This window comes from Actinoallomurus vinaceus (assembly GCF_039542055.1).
Taxonomy (GTDB): domain Bacteria; phylum Actinomycetota; class Actinomycetes; order Streptosporangiales; family Streptosporangiaceae; genus Actinoallomurus; species Actinoallomurus vinaceus.
Map to the genome: position 1 here is coordinate 64458 of NZ_BAABHK010000007.1, position 22329 is coordinate 86786.

Consider the following 22329-nt stretch of genomic DNA (forward strand, 5'->3'; position numbering starts at 1 on the left):
TGAGCTCGACGGCGCTTTCAGACCCGTGGCCTGACCGCGCCGACCATGAAATCCTCCCCGGCATCGAGCGCCGGGGGATCCCGATCGCAGTCTCCTGGAAAGCAGGCCATGTCTCCACTGGACCCGACCACCGGCGCGACGATCCGGCCCCTGGGCCCTCCGTCCCCGGCTCACCCGGACGCCGTTCCCCTGTACGGATCGAGTTACGAGAGGGAAGACCCCGCCCGGATGTACAGGGAGCTGAGGAAGGATCACGGGCCGGTCGTGCCCGTGCTGCTCGTGGGTGACATCCCCGCCTGGCTGGTGATCGGGTACCGCGAGCTCCACCACGTCGTCGGCGACCCGACGCTGTTCGCCCGTGACTCCCGCCACTGGAACCAGTGGGATCGGGTCCCGCCCGACTGGCCGCTGATGGCGTTCGTCGGCTACCAGCCCTCCATCCTGTTCACCGCGGGGGCCGAGCATCGGCGGCGCAGCGGGGCGATCAGCGACGCCCTGGCCGAGGTCGACCAGTTCGCGTTGCGGGCTCAGTGCGAACAGTTCGCCGACGGGCTGATCGACGAGTTCGCCGGCAACGGCAAGGCGGAACTGCTGACCCAGTACGCGTACGCGATGCCGGTACTGGCCGTCGCGGGGATAATGGGCATCCCTCCGGGCCGGATCCAGGCCGTCGCCCGGGACGTCGTCACGGCGCTCGACGGTGGAGAGGGCTCCCTCGAGGCCTTCGGGCGGGTCGCTGCCGCGATGTCCCAGCTCGTGCAGACCAAACGCGTCGAGCCCGGCCCCGACGTCGCCTCTCGCATGGTGGCCCACCCGGCGGGACTCACCGATGAGGAACTCGCTCAGGACCTGATCATCATGATGACAGCGGGACAGGAGACCACGTCCAACTGGATCGGCAACACCCTCCGCCTGATGATGATCGACGACCGGTTCTCCCTGACTCTGTCGGGCGGCCGCCAGAGTGTGGGCCAGGCGATGAACGAGGTGCTGTGGGATGAATCGCCCGCGCAGGGCACCGTGGGTCGCTGGGCCACCCGCGACACCCAACTGGGCGGACGGCACATCAAGGCCGGCGACCTGATGGTCATCGGGCTGGCCGGAGGAAACGCCGATCCGCAGGTGCGGTCCGGACTCGACGTCGGCGCAGGGGGCAACCACGCCCACCTGTCCTTCTCCCACGGCGACCACGGGTGCCCCTACCCGGCTCCGGAGATCGCCGAGGTCATCGCCCAGACCACCGTCGAGGTGCTGCTGGACCGCCTTCCGGACGTGAGGTTGGCGCTCCCGCCGAACGAACTCCAATGGCGGTCGTCCTTCCAGGTCCGTGGCCTCACCGCGCTGCCGGTGGAGTTCTCCCCGGCGCCCCCCGTCGGCGCTTCCCGATAGGCCGAGCAGTTCACCCCGGATGCGCCGGTGCCCCCATCTCGGGTTCTCCCGGGCCGGCCGGACCACCAGGTCCCGAAGCTCGTCCGGGATCGGCGGACGCCCGACCGGGTTCGGGCTGGGTGACCGGCCGGCGGTGCCAGGCCAACAAGCCACTTCACGGAAAGGCCGCTTCCTGAAAGGATCCCGTTACGCGTACACAAATGTTCTTCTGACGGAAGGGACGCGGACGGTGGATGCTGGTTATCTTCTGGGCGGCCGGTACCGGCTGGTCCGGGAGATAGGCGCTGGGGGGTTCGGCCGGGTGTGGCAGGCGTGCGACGAGGAACTGCGCGTCGATGTCGCCGTCAAGGAGGTGTGGCTGCCGCCGGCCACGTCGGCCGCCGAGCACGGGGAGCGGCTGGCCCGCGCCAAACGTGAGGCCCGCAACGCCGCGAAGCTGCGAGGCCACCCCAACATCGTCGCCGTGCACGACGCCCTTACCGTCGACGACGCCCCCTGGATCGTCATGGACCTGGTGCGCGGCCACTCACTGGAACAGCGCATCGCCAAGCGGGGACGGCTGCCCGCCGACGACACCGCGGGGATCGCCGCCGCGCTGCTGGGCGCCTTGGCCGCCGCCCACGACGCCGGGATCACCCACCGCGACGTCAAGCCCGCCAACATCCTGCTCGCCGACGACGGCCGTGTGCTGCTCACCGACTTCGGCATCGCCGAGCACCACGCCGACACCGGCCTGACCGCCTCCGGCACCATCGTGGGCTCCGTGGAGTACATCGCGCCCGAACGCCTCGACGGCAAGGCCGCCGGCCCCGCCAGCGACCTGTTCTCCCTCGGCGCCACGCTTTACCACGCCGTGGAGGGCGCCTCCGCGTTCCGCCGCGACACCCCCACCGCCACCATCACCGCCGTCCTCCTGCGCAATCCCCCGCCCCCCGCCCACGCCGGGCCGCTCACCACACTCATCACACGACTGCTGGACAAGGATCCCCACGCACGCCCCGACATCGCCGAGGCCCGCCGCCTCCTCGACACCCCCCACGCCGGCGAGTCCACCAAGCCCGCGACGAAGCGACTCACCACATCCACCGCGACGAAGGCTTTGCCCACCACCTTTGGGACCAACCTCGACGACAGCAAGTCTCCAGCCCGGCCGAGCCCGGCGCCGGAAAAGGCGCTTCCGCGGAAAAAACCCGATCTCCTCCGCAGTGCCTCAGGTGTCATCGCGCTCATTGTTCTCGGGATCATCTTCGTGCCTAAACTCATCCACCACATCGATACGTCGGGGATGCCCGCCGGATGCGCAGAAGTCAGGACCGCCTGGGGCCGTCACAACCAGACGGTCAGAACCAGGACTGATCTTAATGTCGCTCCGGGCTACCGACAGTTGGGCGATGACATGGATGCGGCGGCACAGAAGGCTACCGACCCTAACGTCAGATCGGTGATCCAGGATCTCGCTGACGCCAGCCACGCAATGGCCGATGACGTGGAACGAGAACATGCCAGCAGCAACCCGGATGCCAGTGATTCCAACCGTGACATGACGAAATGGGCCGCTGCCAATAACAAACTCATAGGGCTCTGTCAATGACTGCCGAACTCCGGCCCGCCACGTCCTCTTGGGCGTCTTGATGGGGCAGGCCGGCGTGGCCGAGTCGTTCCCGGACAATCTGCAGGTCCGGACCCCACCACTCGCCAGGGCGGCATCAGCAGACGGCGCGACAGAGCTCGTAGTACAGATAGCCGCCGATCTCCCGAACGATGTATCGAGACTCGGTATCGCGGTTGTCGACGGTCGGGCCGCTTCGGTTCGGCGACGGGTGGGCTTGGATGCCGTTGTCGCGTGCCATCGCGGTAGAGCGGAATTCGTGCCAGGGATCGGTAACGATCACGGCTGACTTCCAGCCGTGGTCCCTGAGTTCCTTGCCGACCGCGACGATGCTCTGGCGCGTGTCGTTTCCTATCGGCACGGCATGCAGCGCCGAGAGAGGCACGCCCTGATGGTTGAGCCAGTGTCGGCCGGTGCCCGCTTCAGTGAAGTGATCGCCCGGTATGTTGCCGCCAACCGTGACGATTCGCGGAGCCACTCCCTGCCGGTAAAGCTCCAGCGCGTGGGTGAGCCGGGCCTCGAGAACCGAGGACGGTCGGCCGTTGAACTGCGCGGCGCCCAGCACGAGGATCACGTCCGAAGACGTCCGGTCGTCCCGGCGCGCCGTAGACCAGACCTGAAAGGCGACCAAGACGGGTATCCCGATGGCCGCTGCCAGCACCGTGGAGAGTACACGGCGAACCGACCGCCACCGGGACTTCTGTGGCGACCGAGCGTCGAGCGGAGACCCGCCGTCGTGATGATCGTCCCGGAAGACGGGGTCCTCGAGGCACGCTCTATGGAGCCGGTCAGGCGATGCGACAGCGTGTGCGCACGCCTGGTCGTCGGTCCTCTTACGAGGCACCTCATCCGATGCCGGATCAGCATGCTTGGTGATCGAATCGGTGTCGGGGCGGACAGAGGCTCGCCGGCCTCGGGGAGAAGCAGAGCCGCATCCTGAGGCGTCAGACCGTTCACCAGGCTCAAAGACCACGTTTCACTCCGTGTTCTCGACCGAGGCATGATGTCGGCTCAGGCACGCGCTCTGTGGTTCGCGCAACCCGATGCTACTACAGAATGTAGGAGAACTATCCTAGTCCGGGCGTTCCCTCAGAAGGGGAGAGCCAACTCACTTGCTGGTTCTCAGCGCGTGCGACGCCGGACGATTCGAGCGATCCAAAAGCGACGTTGCGCCGTCCAACTCCTACAAGTCGTAGTGAATGTGGAGGAGCGCGGATGCCGGGTCAGGCAAGCCCATGGATTCGACTGCTGGCAGCACGTCGCGGTGAGGTAGCTGCGGACGCCCTGGAGAACAGTCGACGGAGCGGCCGCATCGTCTACGAAGAACTTCGCCACGCCGAACGATCATGGCGCGAAGACCTCAGAGTCAAAGCGGCATCATCGCCCGAAGCAACCGAACGACTGATCGTCGTCTGGTACGCCTACGTCCTCCAGGTCGTCGGAGAGCACATGCTCGATGCCGACTATGCCGCTCGCCCGCAGACGGCCGGTTTCGTGTCCATGACGACGGCAGAGCAGGTCGCGGTTTTCTTCGACGGGGCCGACTCTTGGATGGCCCGCTCAGGAGGGCCGGCCACCGATCTCAGCGATCGGGCCGTGCAGATGCGGCCTGCCCCGTTTCCACGTTGGGTGAAAATCGATCCTTGTCCGCGCGCGCACCTGCTCGCCATGGTGGCAGCCGGGAAGGAGATCATCGAGTGCGCCGGTCGCCTGCTGACCCAGGTTGCGCGCGTTTCACGTACGCACACGGAGCCCGTCGGCGATGCCCGGCACATACTGGCCGAAGCATCGGCGACGATCTACTTCGCGCAGGAGATGCTGGCCGATGGCCCCAGACGCGGCGATCGGGCGGCTGTGGCACACCACTTGCGGCGGGCCATCGAGACGCTGTACGGATTCGGTCGGGTCGCAGCCGCGCCTCATCTGCTCAATGACGATGAATAGGCGCGTCACCGGCGGCCGTGAGAGTCGAGCGTCCCAGAGCAGGGCCGGTGCCCCGGCTGCCTCGGGTATGGTCGGGGCCATGAGCAGCAGGCAGCGGTGGTCGCGCGCTCTGGCACCGGGCCACTTGCTGCTCTTGGCTCTGACGATGCTCGGCCTGTTCGCGATGCATGGGCTTCAGTCGACCACCGGCCCGGTAGAGACGCACCCCGCCACGGTCGCCGCCGCGATGCCCGGCATGGCTCACACGAGCGCCGAGACCGGGCACCACATGGGCGTACCGCCCTCCCACGACTCGCCTGGCCACAAGCACCCTGGCGGCCAGATATGCCTGGCGCTGCTGGTCGTAGCCGGGCTGCTGGTCATGGCCGCCGTCTTCGTCGGCCGCAGTAGGTCGCCCCTTGCGATGGACAGCGCCGCCAAGCGGGGACGCGACGACCAAGGCCGGGCGCCGCCTCCACCATCGGTCTTCCAACTTTCCGTACTACGGCTGTGACAGGCGTCCGGGTCCACCGATGACCCGCAACGCCTGATTCAGCACACCCCGAGTACGGAAGGGCGAATGGGCGCCATCATCATGGCCAAGGTCGAGCAGGCGCAGGGCTCGAACGCCGATGCCAAGGCCCTGGCCGACTCGATCATCAGTTCACAGAGCGCCGAGATCACCACGATGCGGAACCTGCTCAAGAACCTGTGACCCCGGGAGGGCGGTCGGCCTGTCGACCGCCCTCCCCCGCAAGACAACTCGGCGAGCCGTCCGCCGCGGTATCGCCTGAATGAGCGAGCCACTCCGAGTGGCGCTTCGCGTACCCCGGCATGCCTCATGGCGGGGTACGCGCAACGCCTCCGCGCGCCCGCGCATGCCTTCACTTCGGCTGATCCCCCATCGTCCCCTCCGGCCTGCGGACGGGACTTCACCGACGAGGTGTCCACGATGTCCTCTATAGATCGCCGCACCCTCCTGCGTACCGGCCTGGCCGTCTCCGGAATGGGTCTGCTGGCCGCCTGCGCCCCCTCCTCTACCAAGCCGCGCTGGATTCTGCCCACCGACGCGCGGGTCAAGGCGGCCGAGGCGGCTCGGCGTACCACCGGCCGTACTCACGCCTTTACTCTGAGCGCCGTCTCCGGGCGCGTGGACCTGGGTGGACCGACCGTCACCACGTGGACTTATGGCGGCGCACTGCCCGGCCGGGAGATCCGCGTCCGCGCCGGAGACATCGTCGAGGTACGGCTGACCAACCACCTCCCTGCGGACACCACCGTGCACTGGCACGGCCTCACGCTGCGCAATGACATGGACGGGGCCCCGGACCTCACCCAAAGCACCGTCAAGCACCAGCAGACATTCACCTATCGGTTCATCGCCGAAAATCCCGGCACGTATTGGTTCCACCCGCACACCGGCGTGCAGCTGGACCGTGGGCTCTACGCGCCGCTGATCGTTGAGGATGCCGCCGAACCCGGCGCCTACGACCACGAGTGGACCGTCGTCCTCGACGACTGGATCGACGGCACCGAGAACACCCCCGACCAGGTGCTCAGCATGCTCCGCCAGGGCATGGGCGGCATGAGCGGGATGGACGGCATGGACATGGGCCCGATGTTGATGGGCGCCACGAGCGACCTGCTCGGCGGTGACGCGGGCGACGTGAAGTACCCGCACTACCTGATCAACGGGCGGGTGGCAGCAGCACCGGCGACCTTCCGGGCCCGTCCCCGCCAGCGTGTCCGGCTCCGCATCATCAACGCCGGCAGCGACACCGCCTTCCGGATCGCGCTGGGCGGGCATCGGATGCGGGTCACCCACACGGATGGCTTCCCTGTCGTCCCCGTGGACACCGACGCCCTGTTGGTCGGAATGGGCGAGCGCTACGACGCGGTGGTGACCCTCGATGACGGTGTCTTTCCGCTGACCGCGTTGGCGGAGGGCAAGAAGTCCGCCGGGATGGCGCTGATCGGCACCGGCTCGGGGAGCCGGCCGTCGCCCTCGGCCCGGCCTCGCCAGCTCAACGAGAAGGTCCTGAGGTATACCGATCTGAAGCCGGCCGACCGGGTACGCCTGCCATCGAAGAATCCTGACGTCGAGCACCGGCTCGATCTCACGGGCTCGATGACACGCTACGACTGGGGAATCAACGGCCACCCCTATGATCCGGCGCGGCCGCTGCCGATCCGGACGGGTCAGCGGGTCCGCGTCACGTTCCGGAACCGGACGACGATGTGGCATCCGATGCACATCCACGGCCACACGTTTCAGGTAAATGGCACCGGGCCTCGCAAGGACACCGTGATCGTGCTGCCGAACCAGACGGTCACCTGCGACTTCGACGCCGACAACCCGGGCCAGTGGATGACCCACTGCCACAACGCCTACCATCTCGAAGCCGGGATGATGACCGTGCTCGGCTATCGCACCTGACCGCCTCCTACGCCGCCGGCGGTGGCGACGTACGGGGCCGTCCAGTCCGTTCTTCATCCCGCCACGCGTCGGGCTCTGGCACTCCGGAACCTCGGCGTGCCAGAGCCCGACCCCGTGTCCGTTCAGGCGATGGCCCGGCCCATCTTGCGGAGGGCGGTCTCGACTTCGGCCTGCTCGTCCCACGGCACTGGACCATTGGCGAGCAACATCGTCCGTTCGGGGCCCTTGCCTGCCAGGACGACCACGTCGCCCGGTCGCGCCACCTCAACGGCTCGCCATATCGCGCTGCGCCGGTCGAGGATCACCTCGTAGTCGGTACCGCGGCGCCGTCCCGTGACTCCGGACTCGATCTGACCGGCCAGATCCCCTGGATCCGCGTCGGCCGGGTCGTCGGTCGTGATGATGAAGAAGTCGGCATGATGCGCCGCCGCGCGCCCCATGCCCGCCGGATCGTGATCGGCACGACCGGTGGCGCCGAAGACGGCGATCAGCCGCCCGGTCGTGTTCTTTCCCAGCTCGCCGAGCACGCTGGTAAGCCGGAGCGAGGAATGGGCGAAGTCGATGTAGACGTCGAACGGCTGTCCCCGGTCGATTCGCTGGAGGCGCCCGCGTACGCCGTCGAAGCCGGACAAGGCATCGGCCACGGCCTCGACCGGCACTCCGAGCGCCAGGCAGGATGCGGCGGCGCACAGTGCATTGCGGACGTTGAACAGGGCCGGGAGGCCGAGACGCACCTGCGCCGTCCCCGCGAAGGTGCGCAGGGTGAATCGGGCGTCGTTTCCGCTGACGCACACGTCGGTAGCGCGTACGTCGGCGGCGTGCTCGATCCCGTAGGTCAGCCGCCTCTCCGTCAGGCAGTGGGCGCTGAGCGCCTCCCAGGAGGGGTCGTCACGATTGAGGACCGTCGTCTTGGGCACACCCTTGTCGGCCGCTCGCGCGGCGAGCTCCATGAGACGGGCCTTCGCGAGGAAGTAGTTCTCCCAAGTCCCGTGGTAATCCAGATGATCCGTGCCGATATTGGTGTAGGCCGCGACGTCGAAGTCACACGCCGCGACACAGCCCTGCTCCAGCGCATGGGAACTCGTCTCGATGACGGCGGCGCGCATGCGGCGCGCCGCCATCCGGGCCAGCCATTCCTGGTTGTCCGGCGCCGCCATCGTCGTCTGCCCGGACCGGTTGTCTCTGCTGCGAGACCCGGTTCCGTGGGCGACCGTGCTGAGGTAGCCGGCCGGAACACCGGCGGCGGTGAGAATGTGGGCCGTCATGTGCGCGGTCGTCGTCTTGCCGGCCGTGCCTGTCACCGCGGCCATGAGGAGCCGCCTGGCAGGTCTTCCGTGCAGGGCTGCGGCGACCTCGGCCAATCCGGTTCGTGTGTCCGGCAGCCTCAGCACCGGCGCGGCGGCCGAGAGCCGTAGCGGACGTTCGATCGCGACCGCGATGCCCTCCCGCGCGAGGCGAGCGGCGTAGTCGTGCCCGTCGGCGCGTAGACCACGCACGGCGACGAACAGGTCACCTGGCCGTGCCTGCCGAGAGTCGTGGATGACGCGGAGCACGTCGTAGTCACCGTGGGCCTGGTCAAGGGTCGCATCGGGTAGGTACATCGCGAGGTCGGACAGACGCATCAAGAACACTCCATGGCTGAGGTGTGGATTGAGGGGATGGACGAAACGGCTCGGTGGGAGGTGAGCCGTCCGATCCCTCACAGCCGCAGCACGGACAGTTCGAAGATCTCCGGAGGCCGATACGCACGGTCTTCGCGGTGCAAAGCGCCTGCCGAAGCCGGGGCACCGGTGGGGAGGTGTTCGCGCCTGGCGCCGACTCCGGCAGCGATCAGGAGGAACGTCAGTGCGAGCAGTGCGAGGCAGACCTGCCCGGACGGCTCCAGTGACTTCGCCGGGCGGTGGGGGTGCCCCGCGCGTTCGTGACCTTCAGCGACCGTCGTCCGCGCGGCCGACGGCCCGATATTCGCAGGGCGGATCGCCAGGCTGAGGACGACCGACTCACCCGATGCGGTCGTCGAGGCCGAATCCTCCGGTCCGTGTACGGCGAGCAGTGCCGACAAGAGGAACAGACCGACGAGCACCAGCCACTGACGGCTTCGGGGACGACGAGACGCGACCGTGGATTCTCCGGCGCGGGACCGGTCCTTGCGTCCGATCTCGCTGCCCACCGCGCGTGGGGTGGGTCTGCGGGAACGAGCGAGACACCGCAGGCCGCGCCGACAAGGGCCGCCTGGGATCTGCCCAAGGAAGCGAGCCGGTATCCCCATGGAGACTCTCTGGTTCGTGGCCATCATGCGCTGGTTCCGCCCATGTGCGACGGGTCGGCCCCGAACGACGCACACATCGGACTCCTACTACTCTAGATAGTAGATCCTTGAGCAAGCGTACCGCGAACGCCGGACCGTCGAAGTGGAGGCGGGACGGTTTAACACCTGCAAACAGGGTGTCGCGCCATTACGAAGAGAACGACCCCTAAGAAGCAAGAACTATGTGGGGTAGTAGCTTTAGAGGCGCAACGAGCGGCCTCGTCCGGTCGCCGACGCGTGCAGACGGCAGGCGGTTCAACCTACCGGGCAGTGGCGCTCGAAGATCGCGACGATCGCGGGATTGGCGGCAAGCCCCAGCGGCAGGGCGAGAAGCAGAGCGATCCCCATGGCGTTGATGCCACGAGCGGCACGGCTCAACGGACGCGCCGGGTTGAGAAGCCTTCGTACTCGCGTCAACAGGGCAGTGCTGCCGGCTCCCAGTGCCGCCGCCGGAACCGGGCCAGCTGCGACAGAGACCAGCGCGGCGGCCACGACCGCTCTGTCATGGCGGCGCACGGCCGAATCGTCGGCTATGAGTTCGATCAGGCGGGCGATCTCGAGCCGCGCGTCCCGGAAGAGGCGAATTCGGGGGAACGCTCTCGCCAGCGCGACCGCAACGTTGCGCACGATGTCGTGCCGTCCCCGCAGATGAGCCTTTTCGTGCTCGAGCACGGCCGACAACTGTGCGCCGTCGAGCCGATCAAGCGTGCCTGTGGTGAGCACGATGCGAGAACGCCGGCCGGGGATGCAGTAGGCGACCGGTGCGGCATGCTCGACCACGACGATGCCCTTCTCCGGAAGCGGCCGGGCGACCAGGGCCAGTGCACCGAGGTGAGCTCGTTTACTCCACCAGGCGCGGGCAAGGCTCGCTATGACGTGACCGCCGGCCCATAGAACGAGTCCCGCCGAGCTGAGCAGACCGGCGACCGCCCCGACAGGTTGCGATACACCTGAGTAGTGGTCGCGCATGGCCGTCACGCATGCGTCGAGGACGTGGGTGAGACCGCCCGCGTCACGGATCGCCGGCACGACAAGAACCAGCCCGCCCAAGGCGAGGGAGATAAGCGCCGATGCCGTCGCCGCCTGCCACATCGCGAGTCCGAGCCGTGGCGCCCGATCGACCCAGTCGAGTCTCTTCAACAGGCGGGGTCCTGCGGTGAGAAGTGCCGCGGCGTAGATCAGCAGCGCCAGGGCTGCGGTCATGAGTTCTTCTCCGGAGACACGATCCGCATCGCCGCCTGCAATGCCTGCGCTTCGTCAGTGGATAGTTCAGACAGGAAGTGAACGAAAGCAGCGGCCTGATTGTTGCTGGTCGCCAGCGCCGAACGCATCAGGCGTGCCGTATAGGTCTCGCGACTGACCAGCGGCTCGTACAGATGCCCTCGCCCTGCCTTCTCCCGCCGCAGCCAGCCCTTCTTGTGCAGCTTGTCCATCACCGTCAGGACCGTGGTGTACGCGATGGTCCGGTCTTTTTGCAGGTCCTCCACGACCTCGCGCACCGGAACCGGCCGGCCATAGCGCCAGAGGCAATCCATGATCGCTGCTTCGAGTTCACCGAACTGCCGTAGTGCCATCGCCTACTCCATGTCCCCGGACTGCTGTCGCACCCCCATTCTACTATGGACCATAGTACATGTAGGGACGGTCAGGATTGGGCCCGCACCAAGTGTTAGGCCGTGCAGGCTCGATCACGGAGCAAGAGCGGCTTACACCTACTGCGTACCATAGGAGGAGACCGGCGCAGAATCGTCACCAGCCGATCGGCCGATCCTCTGCGGGGGTGAAGACCGACACGAGGATGCGACGCGCGAACAGGTCCGTTTCGCGCGGACCCGTGACGTCGTAAGTGAAGTGCTGCAATGGCCAGAGCTGGATGCCGCCGATCGTCACCGGACGCCGCACCTCATATACGGCCGGCCACGGACAGCGGTGAAAACATCCCAGCCGTTCACCGGCCCGGTCGACCGCGAAAACGATCGCTCCCAGGCGCAGCGCCGCGGCGATCTGGGCCTGAACGCGCACGGTCGCCGCCCGGCAGCTGTCCGCCGCCCACATCCGCTCGAGAACGGCGTGCGCTCCGGGGAGCGACTGAAGGATGGGGCGTTGGTCAGGGTCCGTGAGGCACCATGGATCGGTCTTCTCCACGACGCGGGCGGCCAGGGAGACCGCCCTCGTAGCGTCTCGGCCATCGAGCAGATGCGGCATCGCGAGGTATTGGCCGAATGCGTACAGGGTGCGGATCGCGTACCGCAGGTGCACATCGGGAGGTGTCGGCATGGTCGCCGGATCACCGTCGAGCGATGCTCGCGCCGCATACTCGATCGCATCGCCGGCACGGCCGAGGATTCGCCTGAGGCGGTCGCGGTCCTCAGACCGGATTCCCGGCACATCCGCATGGCGGACCAGAGCGACCAGGCCTCGCGCGTGGATCGCCCGCGCGGCCGTCGCCGTCGCCGCCAGCAGCCGACGATCGCTGGGCTCATCCACGCGCCAGGTCGGAGGGTCCGCGGGAAGGTGAACGTGGTCTTCGATCCGGTAGGTCGAATCAATCGCTATTCGGCGCGCATGAAAGAGCCAGCGCTCGACCTGTCCGAGGAAGGCGAGGGTCCGAGCCGCCGCTCCGGACGGCAGGTTTCCGTCGTCGTAGGGATGGATGGCGTCGAGTAGGTGTTCACCGAGCGTTTGCAGCGCATAGGCGTTCCAGACGCAGAGCAACCGTCCCGCAGCGGCGGATGTCTGGTCGGATGATCCGGTCGGCCGGCCGAGGAGGTCACGTCGCCATCGTTCCGCGTCTTCGAGTTCTCGACGGACGACAGAACCCCCACGGCGGTAACCCTCAAGGGTCCGTGCGGGAAGTTGACCATCGAGGGCTCGTACCGCCCGAATGTCTCCGCCAGACACACTCATCGCGCTCGGTCCGCCCCACGCCGCCACTGGAAGTCGTTTCATATTCGGAAAGGTGTGATCTCCACGCCGACGACGCCCCTGTTGGTGATGACGGCACCGCGCCGGACCTCAACCGCCCAGAGCGGCGCATGGAAGGCCAGGTCGTAGCGGCCCGTCCCGACGAATCGGCTACGGCTCGACGTGGCCGACCACAGGGAGAAGAGCCTCGTCAACGGCCGGAGGACACTGCCGACCTTGATGAGCCTGCCTTCTGACTCGTGTCGGCCACGACCGAATGAAGCGAGTCCCAGAACGCGAGTTCCGTGTCCTCCTCCAGCTCAGAGATCTTGCCCCAGAATTCGCGATCCTCGGCCTGCGCCGCCGCGTGCGCGGTGAGCGCAGGCATGACGGTCGTACTCGCGTCGGCGTCCTCGAGATGAGCTACGGTGACATCCGCCGGCAGCTCGGCCGGAGTGCGGTGGTGCCTTCCGCGTTTGCGAAGCTGCACTCCGGAAGAGGGCACCGGCACCTTGACCTTGGACTTGGCGATGGCCAGCGCGGCCGTTCCGAATACGACGACGGCCAGGAGCCCGGTCAACGCGGCACCTTGCTCGGCGAACGCGGATGGCTTTTCCGGTGCTGAGTGAGTCGTCTGGACGGCATGCGTCGCCGGCCCGACGTCGCTGACGAGCGACCCGACCGAGGGCGGCGGAGCGGAGTGCTTCGGAACGTACTTCTCCCCCGTCTTCTGCTCTGCCTTCTGCTCCGTGCCCGGGATCGACTTGCCCTTGACCTTCACCTTCGCCGGATACCCGAACCCGACGACCTGGCTGATGTCCCGGGTCGCGCGCAGCAATGCATTGTTGTGGTTGGCCTCGATGGTGTGCAGCGTGTGGCCGTCGACCTTCTCCACGATGCCGACGTGTTCGATGCCGCCGATGCTCTTGTTCCCGGAGAAGGAGAAGAAGACGATCGCTCCTGGCTCGGGCTTGTGTCCCCAGGCATGATGCTTCTGGAACCACAGCGCGTGCTGGGGTGTGGAGGCGAACTCGCCCGCCCAGTCCTCAACACCGGCCTTGTCGGCAGCCCAGGCCAGGAACATGTCGCACCAGGGGGCCGTCTTGTAGTAGGAGCCCTTGTCGACATGCTTGCCGTACCAGTCGCCGTACTTGGTGTAACCGCCGCTCTTCTCGGCGTACCCGAGCTGGCTCTTGGCGATCTGCAGCAGCTTGTGTCCTACCGGATCCATCGCTCTCCCTATACCGCCGACCGGGTTAGCTGACGGGTTCGGGCCAGGGAAGCCCTACCGCACAGGCGGATTCACCCCAGAGACAGATGGGTCCCCGGCTCCCGCGCCGCCGGCTGCGGCACAGGACTAGGCGGATCAGACCGTACCTCCCTGGTGGGAGGTAGATCGCAGTCCGACTCCGACGCAATGTAGTAGCAATGTCGCGGAAGCGGCAAGTGAGCCTGGAGATAAGAACTGAGAGAATCAGCGGTCTCACCGATCGCGTCTCACCCAACCACCTAGCGTCACGCTGGAGCGATGTTCCACCGCACGACTCACCCGAAGGCCACGGCGGCGAGTCGTCATCTCGCCGTCACCGCTGCCCCAGATCGCTCCGCTCGCCCTCGCTTACTACTCTCTGTAGGAGATGTTCAACGATCATCCCTGCATCGCGGTATCGCTCCCGCCGCGAGGTGCCGCCCCGTCATCGGATATTGGCGACATCCCGATCTGAGGAGGTACCGCTTCGTCTCGAGACATCGAGCAGAAGCTGAACGCCGGCACCTGACATTCGAAGGCGCGAGCTGGTAGATGGACCTCGGTTAAGGTCCCACGCCCGAAACTCCAACAGTCGAAGGACTGACACATATTCGGTCCAACTTTTTTCGGGTTGCCAAACCATTAAGGAGTTACCACCCTCACCTTAAACAGCTATGGCGATCTTCTGGCTATGGTTACACCCGTGATGGCGTTCGCCAGGATCCCCGCGTTAGGTCGAGATCGCACCGGCCTGCTTATCCACGGTTTCCTGTCGCTGTTGGTCTTCATGGCATACGGATGCCCATGCGTTCCAGCAGGACATCTTCATAGCGATTTCCATCGCACTTTCACCATCACCTCCCCCTCGCATTCGATGCCCACGTTCGGACACGGGACCTGCGACAACAGCGGGCATAGATGCCACGACGATCCGCCGATGGGATCGACCTCTGACAGTCAGCTACGGATGGGTCTTTCCTGCCAACGTGCTCCCATGTCTTCGCACGTCATGCCCATGTTCGCGTGGGTGAACGCCGAGGCGAACGGGCGGGAGCGGTCACCGCCGATATCGGCACACACAGGTCACTCAGTACGCCACGACTGGGCTGCCGCCCTGGCCGTTCTGTGCGTTTTCCGATCCTGATCAGTCGCGCGCGTCGGCACCACGCCGGCGCAGAAGGCCCACTGTCACGCCGCGCGACCGATAAGGACCATCACCCATGCGAACAGCGCATACGTATGTGCCGGAGCTCCTGGACGTCATCGGGTGCACACCCGTGATACGTCTTCGCAACCTCACGACTCAGGACGAGGCGCAACTCGTCGTCAAGCTGGAAGGCACGAATCCGGCCGGCAGCCTGAAGGACCGACCGGCCTGGTACATCATCGAGCATGCCGAGCGGACCGGGCAGCTGTCCGCCGGCGGCACGATCATCGAGTCGTCCTCGGGGAATTTCTCGATCGCACTGGCGATGATCGGCGCATCCCGCGGTTACCGAGTGATCGCCATCGTCGATCCCAAGCTCACTGCCACCAACCGCGGCCTCCTGGAGGCTTACGGGGCAGAGATCGTCGTCGTCGACGAGCCCGATGACTCCGGCTCGTACCACAAGACACGGATCGCGCTCGCCAACAGGCTGAAACGCGAGATCACGAATTCCTTCCGTCCCGATCAGTGCTTCAACCCGCTCAACGGTCAGGCGCATTACCGGACCACCGCCCGTGAGTTGCTCGACCAGACCCACGGCCTGTCGGCGGTCGTGTGCACCGTCTCCACCGGCGGCCAACTCGGCGGTATCGCCCGTGCGGTCAAAGAACGCTCGCCGTACGTGGAAGTGGTCGGTGTCGATGTCGAAGGCTCCGCGGTCTTCGGCGGCGAATCACACGCCTACCTCACCCCCGGCGTGGGGCTGAGCTGGACTCCGACGAACCTCGACCTGTCGCTGGTGGACGAGGTGTACAAGGTCACCGACGAGGACGCCTATCAGGCATGCCGCACCCTGGTGCGTTCGGAGGGACTGCTCGCGGGTGTCTCCACCGGTGCGGCGCTCGCTGTCGCTCTCGCCAAGGCGATACGTGCCCGTTCCGGTCGGCAGGTCGCCTTCCTCGCCTGCGACCGCGGCGAACGGTATCTGGCCACCGCCTTCAACGACAACTGGCTACGCGCCCACGGACTCACCACCACGGCCGACCCGGAGACCCTGCGTAAACGCGTCGAGGAGCTGGCGCCGTACTCGACCAGGCCGGCCGAGGAATGCGCGAACCACCAGCCCGAACTGGCGGCCGAACTCGGTTCACCCAGCCCCGTTCTCGCCCGCTCGGACTGGAAAGGGAATCGATGCTGACGTTGCTGCGGGAGAGGATGTTCCGCCGTCTATGGCTGAGCTATTCGGCGTCGGCCGCCGCGACAGGCATGATGCCCACCGCGCTGACGCTCGCCATTCTCGACCGGCCACACGGCCTCACCGCGCTCGGCCTGGTGCTGGGCGCGCGGACACTCGGATTCGTCATCGGTTCCCTGCCCGGCGGCATCATCGCCGATCGTTACCCGCGCGCGGTCGTCCTGACGATCTCAAGTGCGGTGCGCGGCGGCGCCACCGCGGTCGTCGGGCTGTTCGCCGATCTGCCCCTCATTGCCCTCTGCATCGCGATCTGCTGCGCCGGTGCGGGCGAGGGCATGTTCCGCAGCGCCTACCAAGCGATGATCGGAGAGTTGTTCGGCGAGGATCGGCTGCAGGAGGCCAACGCGATCACCACGCTCAGCCTGCGAATCTGGCTGGTCGGCGGCCCGACCACAGCGGTGGCCCTGTACACCCAGGTCGGCCGGGACCTCAGCCTCACGGCTTCGGCGGCCCTTTGGATAGTGTCCGCGCTGCTCGCCGCGACCGTCGCCACCAGGCATCGCGCCGTGCCGGCACCGGAAGCGAAGGCCGATGCACTGACCGAGTTCCGCGAAGGGCTTGCCGAAGCGCGCCGCCACCGCTGGTTCCTCGCCGGCCTCGCCGCTCTGGTCTTCTGGCTCGCCTTCGGTGAGGCGGCCAAGTACGTGATGCTGCCCGTGGTGAGCCGGCAACGATTCGACTCCACCGCGCTCATCGGTCTCGCCCTCGGTGCCTACTCCGCCGGCGCGATCGTGGGCGCCCTCGTGATGAGCCGCTGGAGGCCCCGACGCGTCGGCATCCCGGGCATGGTCATGCTCGCCGGTTACGGGCTCGTTCCGATCTCTCTCGCGTACGCATCGCAAAGCTGGATCATCGTGGCCGCCTGCGCCATCGGCGGTATGGGGATCGAGATCTTCAACATCCCCTGGTTCACCGCGATCCAACGCGAAGTGCCCAAACGCCTGCAGGCCCGGATCTCTTCGCTGGACTTCGTCGTCTCGTACGGAATGAGCCCAGTGGGCTTCGCCGTCATCCCGATCATGGTCCACGCCGCCGGAGCCCGGACCGTGCTCACCGGCGCCGGGTTACTGGTGATCTGCAGTGCCCTGCTGACGCTCCTCGTCCCCGGAATGACCGAGTTCAGCGACCCACGGAGCAGAGAGCGGAAGCAGGAACCGGTCGGTGTCACCGGCTGACAGGCCGGCTCCCGACCCGCACACGCAAGACCTCGCCGGACGTGCGTGCGTCTCGGCGAGGTCTTGTGCGCAGAGCCTCAGAAGCCCTTGAGGCCCTTGGGCTTGATGATCCAGCATGCCTCCTGGCCGGGCTCAAGGCGGCCCTGATCGTCCCCGGCCCTGAGACGAGCGCCGACGTCCACGAGGAGGTGAGCGAAAAGGCGGGGTTGTTCGGCGTGCTCAGCACGTCCGGATCGTCGATGCCGCTCGTGGTGAACGGGCATCGAGATCGACGAGTCGAGCGCGAGAATCAGCAGGGTTCTCCACCGTACGCATCAAATCCATCTCGGTCTCGTCGCCCGGCACGACGTCCAGGCCGTGCGCGACGCGCAGGAACGCCTCGGTGGCCATGTGCTCCTCGACCGCGATGACCCTCATGCCCGCCGCCCGCCGTCGACCGACAGCGCGATCCCGGTGACGAAGGACGCAGCGTCCGAGCAGAGCCAGACCGCCGCCGCCGAGGCCTCTTCCGGCGTGGCCAGTCGGCCGAGCGGCGTGATCGCCGCCTGCCGAGCGATCATGTCGGTGCCGGCCGCCACCCTCTCGAACCCGGGAGTGAGGGTCGGGCCAGGGCAGACGGCGTTGACCCGGATGTTGTCCGGCGCGTAGTCGATCGCGGCGACCTTGGTGAGCCCGACGATGCCGTGTTTGGCGGCCACGTAGGCGGGAGCGGTCGGGATCGCGTACAGGCCGCCGTTGGAGGCGATGTTGACGATCGCACCGCCGCCGCGCCGCCGCAGGACGGGCAGTTCGTACTTCATGCACAGGAAGGTCCCGGCCAGATTGACGCGGACCACGCGCTCGAACTCGTCCAGGGTCATCTGGTCGAGCTGCCGGTGGTGGGAGTCCAGGCCGGCGTTGTTCACGGCGAAGTCGAGGCCACCGTACGCCGTGACCGTGCGCTCGACGGCCGCCTGCACGGAGCGTTCGTCGGCGATGTCGACGGTGACGGTCAGTGCTTCCCCGTTGTCTTTCCTGATCATCTCGGTGGTCTCGGCCGCCGTGCTCTCGTCGATGTCGAGCACGGCGATCGCGGCGCCGCTCCGGGCGAACTCCAGCGCCGCCGCGCGACCGATCCCACTGCCGGCGCCGGTGACCAGTCCCACCTTCCGGGAAACGGCGCTCATGCCAGCGGCTCGTGGTTCGCCCAGGCGACCTTGTACGGGTGCCGCGACTGCCAGCGGTCGATGACCTCGTGCATGCCGGGCGCGCTGAACCCCTTCGCCAGCGCGTCGGTGTCGGCCACGGTGACCCGCACGATCGTGGTCGCGATCAGCGCCGGAATGGCCTCCTCACCGGGGATGGGGATGTGGCGCCGGGCCACGACCGACTGCACGAAACCGGAGTCGAGCATGACCCGTTCGATGTCCGCGAGGTATTGGTCGAGCTCGATTTCGGGCAGGGGCTGATCGAAGGAGACGATCATCGTGTGGTTGATCACGTGTCGATTCTTGATGGCGTACGCCGCTGATGTCCAAGACCGGCTGGATCTTCAGCGATAACCTGGAGGCATGGTTGAACTGGAGACCCGCGAGCTCGAGTACTTCATGGCGGTCGCCGACGAGCTGCACTTCGGCCGGGCCGCCGTCCGGCTCTCGATCGCCCAGCCGGCGCTGTCGAAGGCGATCCGGCGGATCGAGACCCGGCTCGGCGTCCCGCTGTTCATCCGCTCCAGCCGGCACGTCGAGCTCACCCCGGCCGGGGAGGCGTTGCAGGAACACGGGCGGCATGCGCTCAACGCGGTCGGCGCCGCCGTCCGGAACGCCCGGCGCGCCGGCGACCTCCAGGCCCCCCTGCGGCTCGTGCTCAAGCCCGGCGGCGACGCCGGCCTGCTGTCCGGGATCCTGGCCGAGTACGCCCACGAGCCCGACGCCCGCCGGGTGGACATCCTGTTCAGTGGCCCCGCCGACCGCGCCGACATCCTGCGCGACGGCCGGGCCGACGTCGGCCTGCTCTACGCGCCGTTCGACGATCTCAACGGCCTGGCCCACGAGACGCTGCTCACCGAGGACCGCGTGGTCATCGTCCCGTCCGGGCACCGGCTGGCCGAGCGGGTTTCGGTACGCATGTCCGATCTGGAGGGTGAGACGCTGCCGCGCTGGAAAGGGATCCCCGGGGGCGACGGCACCGGTCCCGAGGTCGCCGACGTCGTCCAGTTGCGTGACATGATCGCGGTGGGCCGGATGATCGGGGTGCTGCCCCGCTCCCTGGTCGAACCGGTCCCGGACGGCCTGGTCTGCATCCCGGTGACCGACGCGCCGCCCAGCCGCCTCGTGCTCGCCTGGAACGAGCAGGACCGCCGACCGCTGGTCGCGTCGTTCGTGGCCGCCGCGCTCAGGCGGCGCCGGCACGAAACCCGATCCGGCCTCGACAAACCTGAAGTGCCGCCCGGTTCGGACGACGAGCGGCTCGTGCCGGAGGAGGTTCGGTGACCGAGGCGAGCGTGCCGGCTCCGAGGAGGACGCCCACGACGGCCATGCTCCGCATCGTATCGATCCGGTTTCGGGTCCCGTCCGGCTCGGCATGGCATGTCGGTGGCCTCTGTCCTTCGGGGGTGCCCGGCGGTCAGGTACACGCGCGTCTCGGGGCGAACACTAGGCTGCCTCGTCGTGTATCGCTGCGGCGTGCGCCCCGAGCCCGCGAGCCATCCTCGCCATGAACTTGCTGAGGTAGCGCGGGAGGTACCAGCTCGCAGGCCACGACGTCTCGTACTCGCCGCGCCAACGGATGCGAGTGCCTCCGGCGGGTTCCTCATCGAGCTCGATCCGCGCCCGGTAGTGGCGCAAGACCGGGTTGAAGGCGTCCTCATAGGCGAGAAGGCGTTCCTCGTACAGTTCAGTCAGCCGCTCCCCCGTCACGGTCCGGCCGGTACGAAACGCGCGTATCGCCCCGACCCCGTCGCGGCCGTCGGGGTCGAGGCCGACCGACCGTTCTCGATCGAGACTGTCCACGGGCGACCAGGTCGGCCAGGTTTCGGCGTCGAGCAGCAGCTTCCAAACGACTGCCGGAGGAGCCGTCGTGGACACGGTCACGTCGTATGTGGGCATCGGGAACTCCAATCGGACTTCATCGCAACTTCCGCCACTTCCTCGGCCCGTCCCAGCCGGCCCTGCGGATGCAGCGACACCACGGCCTCCTTGTCGGCATCAGCCAAGAGCGGTGTGTCGATGAAGGCGGGGCCGACCGCATTGACCCGCACTCCATGTCGCAAGAACGTCGGTCATAGCCGCAACCCTAGGCACGGGTTGTCGCTGCCCCCATGCTCGAGATTGCGGGGTAACGGTCAGGAATTGCGATATAGCGAGGGGCGTACTCCGGTGTGTCGCAAGAAGGCAGCCGACAAGGCGCCGGGGCTGGCGAAGCCGCACCGCAGCGCGATCTGGGCGATCGCCAGGTCGGTGTCGCGCAGCAGCCGTTTCGCCTCCTCGATCCGTAGCCGGGTGAGGAACCGGTACGGGGTCGCCCCCGTCGCCTCCTTGAAGACCCGGACGAGGTGGTAGACGCTGAGGTGCACCTCAGCAGCGATGTCGGCCAGGGTGACCGGATCGGCCAGCCGCTCGCGCATCATCGCGGCAGCCGCGCGGACGCGCGCGTCTTCCCGCGCCGGCGGCCGAGGAGCCGACAGCCGCGAATGGCGGGTGAGCAGGTGCACGGCCAGGAAGGCGGCCGCGGACTCGGCATACAGATCATCGGCCTCGCCCGTGGAACCGACCGCCCGGACGGTCTCCTCGATCAGCGGGTCACCCGCGGCCAAGGACGCGGCCATGGCTTCGTGGTCCGCCGCGCGGCCGCCCAACTGCCCCGCGACCGAATCGACGGTGCCACGTGGGATGTGGACCTGCACGCTCCGCATCGATCCGTCCCCGCGATAACTGCGAAGAACAGGTTGATCCGGGATCTCCAGCGCAAGCCGTCCCGGCTCCCACGCGGAACGGCTCCCCCGGCCACCGCTTCGCGTCTCCATTACCGCCCGTCCCGCGACCGGCAGCACCAGGTGCAGATCCGCCGTGCCGGGCAGCTCCATGTCCTCGACGACAGGGACGTGCTCGAACCGCTGAACGAGCAAGGACCGCCAGCCGGCGTCCTCCCAGCTGCAATACGTCCGCCGAACGTAACGAGCCATGTCGAAACCCACATACGGCTGAAGATCGAAAAGAGCGGATTCGAACACCACGACATCGAGGCTATCGACGGGGATCTCGGTAAGAGGTCGGCACGCGCTCGGTCTCACCAGGTGTCCCGCGATCTGGCACGGAAACTTGCGGTTCTGGCAAGATGCCCGTCGTGGACCGCGAAATCGAAGACGTGCTCGACGCGGTGGGACCGCGCCTGCGCGCGCTGCGCCGCGACCGCGGCATCACGCTCGCCGACCTCGCGGCCACGACCGGCGTATCCGAGAGCACGCTGTCCCGGCTGGAGAGCGGGCAGCGCCGGGCGACCCTGGAGCTGCTGCTGCCGCTGGCCCGTACCTACGACGTGCCACTGGACGACCTCGTCGGCGCCCCGCGCACCGGCGACCCCCGGATCCACCTCAAGCCGATCCAGCGGTTCGGGATGACCTTCGTGCCTCTGTCCCGCCGCCCGGGCGGAGTGCACGCGTTCAAGATGATCATCCCTGCCCGGCCGGAACCGCTCGAACCGACCCCGCAAACCCACGAAGGCTTCGAATGGCTGTACGTGCTCAACGGGCGTCTGCGGCTCGTGCTCGGCAAGCGCGACCTGACCTTGGCATCCGGTCAGGCAGCCGAGTTCGAGACATCTCTGCCGCACTGGCTGGGCAGCGCCGACGGCGGCGTCGTCGAGCTTCTCATCCTGTTCGGCCTGCAAGGGGTGCGCTCACACGTACGCACCGACCCTGATCGGCCGTCCCACGGCGGGAACCAGCGATGATCCT

At 67.4% G+C, this 22329-nt stretch carries 23 protein-coding genes and 1 riboswitch; of the genes, 10 read left to right on the forward strand and 13 right to left on the reverse strand.

All coding sequences use genetic code 11. The annotated features are described in order from the left end of the window. The first annotated feature begins 264 nt into the window (after nucleotides 1-264). Complete coding sequence (locus ABEA24_RS24635; RefSeq protein WP_345433398.1) at nucleotides 265-1389, forward strand: cytochrome P450; 1125 nt, start codon at nucleotides 265-267, stop codon at nucleotides 1387-1389. 229 nt (nucleotides 1390-1618) lie between these two features. Beyond that, nucleotides 1619-2980: a serine/threonine-protein kinase gene (locus ABEA24_RS24640; RefSeq protein ID WP_345433399.1), complete on the forward strand. Its 1362-nt coding sequence runs from the start codon at nucleotides 1619-1621 to the stop codon at nucleotides 2978-2980. A gap of 115 nt (nucleotides 2981-3095) precedes the next feature. Here ABEA24_RS24640 and ABEA24_RS24645 read toward each other — a convergent pair whose 3' ends face one another. Then, nucleotides 3096-3659 carry a YdcF family protein gene (locus ABEA24_RS24645; protein ID WP_345433400.1) on the reverse strand — a complete coding sequence of 188 codons (564 nt, stop codon included), beginning with the start codon at nucleotides 3657-3659 and terminating at the stop codon, nucleotides 3096-3098. Nucleotides 3660-4213: 554 nt separating this feature from the next. Between ABEA24_RS24645 and ABEA24_RS24650 the strand changes: the two genes are divergently transcribed. The 4 genes from ABEA24_RS24650 (at nucleotide 4214) to ABEA24_RS24665 (ending at nucleotide 7358) form a co-directional block, all read left to right on the forward strand. Further along, nucleotides 4214-4942, forward strand: coding sequence for a hypothetical protein (locus tag ABEA24_RS24650; protein ID WP_345433401.1), 729 nt, complete (start codon nucleotides 4214-4216; stop codon nucleotides 4940-4942). A 79-nt stretch (nucleotides 4943-5021) separates the two neighbouring features. Next, entirely contained in the window at nucleotides 5022-5435 is a 414-nt protein-coding gene (locus tag ABEA24_RS24655) for a DUF6153 family protein (protein WP_345433402.1), read from the forward strand. A 66-nt stretch (nucleotides 5436-5501) separates the two neighbouring features. Beyond that, complete coding sequence (locus tag ABEA24_RS24660; protein ID WP_345433403.1) at nucleotides 5502-5636, forward strand: DUF305 domain-containing protein; 135 nt, start codon at nucleotides 5502-5504, stop codon at nucleotides 5634-5636. Between the two features lie 237 nt (nucleotides 5637-5873). After that, nucleotides 5874-7358: a multicopper oxidase family protein gene (locus ABEA24_RS24665; RefSeq protein WP_345433404.1), complete on the forward strand. Its 1485-nt coding sequence runs from the start codon at nucleotides 5874-5876 to the stop codon at nucleotides 7356-7358. A 122-nt stretch (nucleotides 7359-7480) separates the two neighbouring features. Here the strand turns inward: ABEA24_RS24665 and ABEA24_RS24670 are convergent, their stop codons facing one another. From ABEA24_RS24670 to ABEA24_RS24695, 6 genes are all read right to left on the reverse strand, one after another. Further along, nucleotides 7481-8980, reverse strand: a complete 1500-nt coding sequence (locus ABEA24_RS24670) for a Mur ligase family protein (protein ID WP_345433405.1) — start codon at nucleotides 8978-8980, stop codon at nucleotides 7481-7483. 77 nt (nucleotides 8981-9057) lie between these two features. Next, entirely contained in the window at nucleotides 9058-9528 is a 471-nt protein-coding gene (locus ABEA24_RS24675) for a cytochrome b family protein (RefSeq protein WP_345433406.1), read from the reverse strand. Nucleotides 9529-9921: 393 nt separating this feature from the next. Next, nucleotides 9922-10869, reverse strand: coding sequence for a M56 family metallopeptidase (locus tag ABEA24_RS24680; protein WP_345433407.1), 948 nt, complete (start codon nucleotides 10867-10869; stop codon nucleotides 9922-9924). After that, entirely contained in the window at nucleotides 10866-11240 is a 375-nt protein-coding gene (locus ABEA24_RS24685) for a BlaI/MecI/CopY family transcriptional regulator (protein ID WP_345433408.1), read from the reverse strand. The genes ABEA24_RS24680 and ABEA24_RS24685 overlap by 4 nt, the downstream gene beginning before the upstream one ends. 175 nt (nucleotides 11241-11415) lie before the next feature. Further along, nucleotides 11416-12381, reverse strand: a complete 966-nt coding sequence (locus ABEA24_RS24690; protein ID WP_345433409.1) for a hypothetical protein — start codon at nucleotides 12379-12381, stop codon at nucleotides 11416-11418. A gap of 400 nt (nucleotides 12382-12781) precedes the next feature. Then, complete coding sequence (locus ABEA24_RS24695) at nucleotides 12782-13801, reverse strand: CHAP domain-containing protein (protein ID WP_345433410.1); 1020 nt, start codon at nucleotides 13799-13801, stop codon at nucleotides 12782-12784. After that, a riboswitch (cyclic di-AMP (ydaO/yuaA leader) is annotated at nucleotides 13801-13944 on the reverse strand. It overlaps the preceding gene by 1 nt. A 1095-nt stretch (nucleotides 13945-15039) precedes the next feature. Between ABEA24_RS24695 and ABEA24_RS24700 the strand changes: the two genes are divergently transcribed. Both ABEA24_RS24700 and ABEA24_RS24705 read left to right on the forward strand, forming a co-directional pair. Further along, nucleotides 15040-16164, forward strand: a complete 1125-nt coding sequence (locus ABEA24_RS24700; protein ID WP_345433411.1) for a cysteine synthase family protein — start codon at nucleotides 15040-15042, stop codon at nucleotides 16162-16164. Beyond that, nucleotides 16158-17396 (forward strand): MFS transporter, encoded by a 1239-nt coding sequence (locus ABEA24_RS24705; protein ID WP_345433412.1) that lies wholly within the window; start codon nucleotides 16158-16160, stop codon nucleotides 17394-17396. Before ABEA24_RS24700 ends, ABEA24_RS24705 begins: the two co-directional genes overlap by 7 nt. Nucleotides 17397-17615: 219 nt before the next feature. Here the strand turns inward: ABEA24_RS24705 and ABEA24_RS24710 are convergent, their stop codons facing one another. Genes ABEA24_RS24710 through ABEA24_RS24720 form a run of 3 tightly spaced genes read right to left on the reverse strand, consistent with a single transcriptional unit; the run spans nucleotide 17616 to nucleotide 18876 of the window. After that, the gene (locus ABEA24_RS24710; RefSeq protein ID WP_345433413.1) at nucleotides 17616-17786 is read right to left on the reverse strand and encodes a hypothetical protein; all 171 of its coding nucleotides are present in this window, start codon (nucleotides 17784-17786) and stop codon (nucleotides 17616-17618) included. A gap of 23 nt (nucleotides 17787-17809) precedes the next feature. Then, nucleotides 17810-18562: an SDR family NAD(P)-dependent oxidoreductase gene (locus tag ABEA24_RS24715; protein ID WP_345433414.1), complete on the reverse strand. Its 753-nt coding sequence runs from the start codon at nucleotides 18560-18562 to the stop codon at nucleotides 17810-17812. Continuing rightward, nucleotides 18559-18876, reverse strand: coding sequence for a hypothetical protein (locus ABEA24_RS24720; protein ID WP_345433415.1), 318 nt, complete (start codon nucleotides 18874-18876; stop codon nucleotides 18559-18561). Before ABEA24_RS24720 ends, ABEA24_RS24715 begins: the two co-directional genes overlap by 4 nt. Nucleotides 18877-18946: 70 nt before the next feature. On the opposite strand from ABEA24_RS24720, the gene ABEA24_RS24725 reads away from it, so the two are divergent. Beyond that, nucleotides 18947-19867, forward strand: coding sequence for a LysR family transcriptional regulator (locus ABEA24_RS24725; RefSeq protein WP_345433416.1), 921 nt, complete (start codon nucleotides 18947-18949; stop codon nucleotides 19865-19867). A gap of 162 nt (nucleotides 19868-20029) precedes the next feature. On the opposite strand, the gene ABEA24_RS24730 is transcribed toward ABEA24_RS24725, so the two are convergent. The 3 genes from ABEA24_RS24730 to ABEA24_RS24735 form a co-directional block, all read right to left on the reverse strand. Beyond that, nucleotides 20030-20482: an SRPBCC family protein gene (locus tag ABEA24_RS24730; protein WP_345433417.1), complete on the reverse strand. Its 453-nt coding sequence runs from the start codon at nucleotides 20480-20482 to the stop codon at nucleotides 20030-20032. Then, nucleotides 20464-20634 (reverse strand): Rossmann-fold NAD(P)-binding domain-containing protein, encoded by a 171-nt coding sequence (locus ABEA24_RS53680; protein ID WP_425551230.1) that lies wholly within the window; start codon nucleotides 20632-20634, stop codon nucleotides 20464-20466. Before ABEA24_RS53680 ends, ABEA24_RS24730 begins: the two co-directional genes overlap by 19 nt. Nucleotides 20635-20718: 84 nt before the next feature. After that, nucleotides 20719-21558 carry a helix-turn-helix transcriptional regulator gene (locus tag ABEA24_RS24735; RefSeq protein ID WP_345433418.1) on the reverse strand — a complete coding sequence of 280 codons (840 nt, stop codon included), beginning with the start codon at nucleotides 21556-21558 and terminating at the stop codon, nucleotides 20719-20721. Between the two features lie 161 nt (nucleotides 21559-21719). Between ABEA24_RS24735 and ABEA24_RS24740 the strand changes: the two genes are divergently transcribed. Next, nucleotides 21720-22325, forward strand: coding sequence for a helix-turn-helix domain-containing protein (locus ABEA24_RS24740; protein ID WP_345433419.1), 606 nt, complete (start codon nucleotides 21720-21722; stop codon nucleotides 22323-22325). Nucleotides 22326-22329 lie beyond the last annotated feature (4 nt).